A 3,170-nucleotide genomic window follows, 5' to 3' on the forward strand; every position below is an offset into this window, starting at 1 on the left:
CGCCGGCAACCAGCCGGTTTTGCGTTGGACCGCCGCGAGGGATGATTTGATATTGTACCACCGCTTCGCACTGATCTTGTGCCGAGCGGGGCGGAAGCCTGCCAGGATCGGCCGCAATAGGGCCGGGTCGCAGGGCAGAGCGGCGGGTAAGGTGCCGTCACGGTGACGAGGACGTCGGGCCTCGATCCACGCGACATCCCTTCTGAGGCTGTTCAGTTGCGTCTCTTTCAGCGTTCCGCTTGCTGCGAGAGCTGCGATCGCCTCGGCAAAGGTTGTCGGCGGTATCTTACCCACAACGGTATCGCCGGCGAGACGCACGCGTGCATTTTCCGGGAGGTCGGCCGACGTGGGATCGACCACCGCCGGGACGGGGGAATTGTCCGATGGCATCGAGTCCGGGGAACCAGCACCGTCTCGATTGGTCATCGCTCCCGGTGCGCCTGTGCATTCATCACTGGCCGGGTCACTCGGTGCCAGACCCGGAGTACCTGAAACCGAGGCCGACTCCACGTTCGGTCCGCCGATAGCTTCAGCGTTCCGGAACGCATCGCCGACCTTGGCAGATGCGAGCGCTGCGTAGTTGCCGAATAAATCGTCTTGCATCAGGCGTTGCCTTGCACGTGCATGCGTGATCGGCTGCGCGCATGGGCGCTCAGTCGGGATACCGTCAATCCGTGATTGTATACCATTACGCTTATGACGGTGGCCCAAGGCCGGCTCAAGGCCGGAGAAATGCGGCTGCACGGTCAATTTCAAATTCTCTCGCGGTTCGAGGCGAGGAAGACGGCTAAATCTGCCTCGGAGACACGAACGGCGCGTCCGATGCGGTAAATGCTGAGCGAACCGTCAGCGACGCGACGGCGAACTGTTGCTAATGAAACGCCCAAAACGCCAGCGACCTCGCGCAGCGAGAGCATGCGACACAGCGGCGGTGAGACAGGTGCCGGCATCACGCCACCTCGCTGGATTGGGCGCGGCGGAACGGCGGCGCAATCTTCGCCAGCGGTTGTTGCTGGAGCCACGACAGGCCATGTGCAAAGTCTATGAGCGTGCGCCGTCCTACTTTACGGGCCCGTAGACGATCAGTAGCGATGAGTTGATATGTAACGCTTCGTGAAATTCCCGTTCGCTCGACCCATACTGATATCGTAACAAAATGAGGATCTTGGGTGATTAACATGTCGCGGCTCCTTAGTTGGATGTCCGCGGATGATTGGGGATTCTGAGATGCCCGGAAATTATGCCGCTACTGCTCACCGCCGCTTTTTGGTCAAGCCGGAGGCAAGTTAGACTCATATTTTCGGTAGCGGGCCAGAATTTCCCGGACAGTTCGTACGGAAATACGATTGCCTTCTAGAGTCATTCGTCGTGCAATCGATGCCGCGCGATGACGCGCAGGCAGCGCGGATGCATCAAATAATGCCATGACCCGAGCCGACCGCCGGGCGGAGACCTCCCGGCGGACCATCGCCGCCTTCTGGCCACCCTTGCTCTTTCCCGCTTCGAACGCGGAGATCCGATCGATCTCGTTCACGCGTCGCGCGAACGCGGTCTCGGCCTCATCAATCCCACGTGCGGCGGACGGCTTCGCGAAGCCAGGACCAGTCCTGACCTCTTTAGGCCGGAACCGGATCCTGTGATCTCGGCAGAGGAGGTCATCTGCCGGAATCGTTCCTATCATGAAATTGTTGCGTCGCTTGTTGAACTCATCCTCGTTCACCACCGTCCCACCAGCCCGGTGAACCGCCTTGATCGCCGCGATCGCCGCCTCAGGATCGTGTCGTGGGTCCTGCATCGACATCGGCAACGGCTTCACCCGAGGCGCGCGAGGACGCCGCTGTCGCAGGATCGGTTCAACCAGATCTGCCAAACCACCATCTCTGTTGTCGTCCCGTTCCTTGGTCATCCTGGCCATCTTAATGTTACCGTCCCCCAAGTGGAGCATGCATAGACAGCCCATTCCTCCATGAGATGGCGTCTCCGATCGAAAAAATCCGTCCGCCGATATGCTGCCACTACCTTGTCGTTCACCGTATGGGCGAGCGCGGTTTCGACCACCTCATGGGGATAGTCGGTCGCCTCGGCCGCCCAGTCGCGGAAGGTCGAGCGGAACCCGTGCGTTGTGATGTCGTCGCGACCCATGCGCCGCAGCAAGGCGAGCATCGCCATGTTGCTGAGCGCCGTTCCCGCCCTTCCTCCCGGAAACACGAAGGCCGATGGCGCCGGTGATACGGCACCCTGCCGTGCACGCGTCAGGATCGCTACAACCGGGTCTGCCAACGGCACCCTATGCTCGGCCTTGCGTCCCTTCACCCGCCAGTCCGGAATCGTCCAGATTCGCGCGCCGAGGTCGATCTCCTTCCAGGTCGCACCGATCGCGTCGCCCGTGCGCACGGCGGTCAGGATGGTTAACGCCAATGCCTGCGCCGCCAAGCCGTCCTGCGTCATCAGCTCGCCCATGAATCCGGGCAGATCCCGCCAGCGCAGGGCGGCGTGGTGCGCCACCCGCGCGATTCGCCCCTTCGCCGGCAGGACATTCTCGAGCAGACCCTTCCACCGCGCCGGATTGTCGCCCTGCCGCCACCCCTTGGTCGTCGCGTAATCCAGCACCGCCTCGATCCGCCCTCGCAATCGGCTCGCAGTCTCCGGCTTGGCAGTCCAGATCGGCTTCAGCGCCCGGATCACGAGATCGAGATCGATCGCTGCGACCGGCGTTTGCCCCAGCACCGGATAGGCATAGGTCGACAAGGTCGCGCGCCACTGCCCCGCGTGCTTGGCATTGCTCCACCCTGCCCGATGCGCCTCAATATAGGCCTCAGCGCAATCAGCGAAACTCTTCCCCCGGACGATCTTCGCCTCCCGCACGGCACGCCGCTGTTCGATCGGGTCGATCCCCTCAAGCAACAGCCGCCGCGCTTCGAGCGCCCGCATCCGCGCTTCGGCCAGGGGAATCACCGCCACCGGTCCCAGGCCCATTTCCCGCGCCTTTCCCCTCAGCATGAACCGGAACGACCAGGATTTGGCGCCCGACGGCGCGATCTGCAGGTAGAGATTATTGCCATCCCCATAAAGCCCGGGCACCGTCGCCCGCGCGACTTTCAGAGGGGATAATCTATTCACCAAGCGCGCCATGCTCCGAATCTTACCCAAGAAATCACCCACGTGGAAGA

At 62.3% G+C, this 3,170-nt stretch carries 4 protein-coding genes and 1 pseudogene; all 5 read right to left on the reverse strand.

Going from position 1 to position 3,170, the window contains the following annotated elements; genetic code table 11:
• Nucleotides 1-603 (reverse strand): annotated as a pseudogene (locus tag ACP5E6_RS17520) (hypothetical protein); the annotation flags it as partial.
• Nucleotides 604-752: 149 nt separating this feature from the next.
• Nucleotides 753-950, reverse strand: a complete 198-nt coding sequence (locus ACP5E6_RS17525) for a helix-turn-helix domain-containing protein (protein WP_427956407.1) — start codon at nt 948-950, stop codon at nt 753-755.
• A complete protein-coding gene (locus tag ACP5E6_RS17530) occupies nt 950-1,180 on the reverse strand; it encodes a hypothetical protein (protein ID WP_427956410.1) in 231 nt (76 codons plus the stop codon). Before ACP5E6_RS17530 ends, ACP5E6_RS17525 begins: the two co-directional genes overlap by 1 nt.
• 90 nt (nt 1,181-1,270) lie before the next feature.
• Nucleotides 1,271-1,906, reverse strand: coding sequence for a hypothetical protein (locus tag ACP5E6_RS17535; protein WP_427956412.1), 636 nt, complete (start codon nt 1,904-1,906; stop codon nt 1,271-1,273).
• A partial coding sequence (locus ACP5E6_RS17540; RefSeq protein WP_427956414.1) for a tyrosine-type recombinase/integrase occupies nt 1,903-3,170 on the reverse strand: 1,268 nt, incomplete at its 5' end. The genes ACP5E6_RS17535 and ACP5E6_RS17540, both read right to left, overlap by 4 nt.

Origin of the sequence: Acidiphilium sp. (assembly GCF_049977125.1) — a bacterium.
In the GTDB taxonomy this organism is placed as follows: Bacteria; Pseudomonadota; Alphaproteobacteria; order Acetobacterales; family Acetobacteraceae; genus Acidiphilium.

Excerpts from the sequence above, each read along its gene's own strand:
- ACP5E6_RS17525 (WP_427956407.1), bottom strand. The coding sequence starts at position 950 with ATGCCGGCACCTGTCTCACCGCCGCTGTGTCGCATGCTCTCGCTGCGC.
- ACP5E6_RS17530 (WP_427956410.1), bottom strand. The coding sequence starts at position 1,180 with ATGTTAATCACCCAAGATCCTCATTTTGTTACGATATCAGTATGGGTC.
- ACP5E6_RS17535 (WP_427956412.1), bottom strand. The coding sequence starts at position 1,906 with ATGACCAAGGAACGGGACGACAACAGAGATGGTGGTTTGGCAGATCTG.